This is a genomic window from Aminobacter sp. P4_D5 (genome assembly GCF_056401815.1).
The window spans coordinates 1-656 of sequence record NZ_JBFUIP010000842.1; the positions used below are offsets into that span (position 1 = coordinate 1).

Here is a 656-nt window from a genome sequence, read left to right on the forward strand (position 1 = left end):
GGCGCCGGGCGATGTCGCGGGCCTGCAGCGCTTCATGACGGACAACCGGCGGAAGCTGGAGGTGTTTCGGCCCTTCCTGGAACGCCCATTCCTCCGGCGGCGCGACATGATGACGCCCGGCGTGATGAAGAGCCTGCCGCAGTTGCGTCCGCACCGTCAGGTCGACCAGGACCTGCGTCGCTACTTCGCCGATCCGCGCGTGCGGCTGGCCTTCGGCTTCCAAACGAAATACCTGGGCATGTCGCCGTTCCGCTGCCCCTCGCTCTTCACCATCCTCAGCTTTCTCGAATACGAGCACGGCGTGTACCACCCACGCGGCGGCTGCGGCGCGGTGAGCGATGCCATGGCACGCGTGGCGGAACGCTTGGGCGTGGAGATCCGACTGAACACGCCGATCGAGCGCATCGCCTTTGCGGGACGTCGCGCCATGGGCGTGGAGGCGGGCGGCGAATATATCGCGGCCGATGCCGTGGTGCTCAACGGCGATTTCGCGCATGCCGTGCCGAAGCTGGTGCCGGACCACATCCGCAAGGACTGGTCCGACCGAAAGATCGCGAAGGCGCGCTACTCCTGTTCCACCTTCATGCTCTATCTCGGTGTGGAGGGCACCTACCCACAGTTGGCACACCACAACGTGCTGTTGGCGGAGGAATATC

Annotated in this window: 1 protein-coding gene; it reads left to right on the plus strand. The window is 65.5% G+C overall.

All coding sequences use genetic code 11. The features are described from left to right. On the plus strand, positions 1-656 hold a 656-nt coding region (locus tag AC1DWF_RS35330), incomplete at both ends, for a phytoene desaturase family protein (protein WP_476843121.1).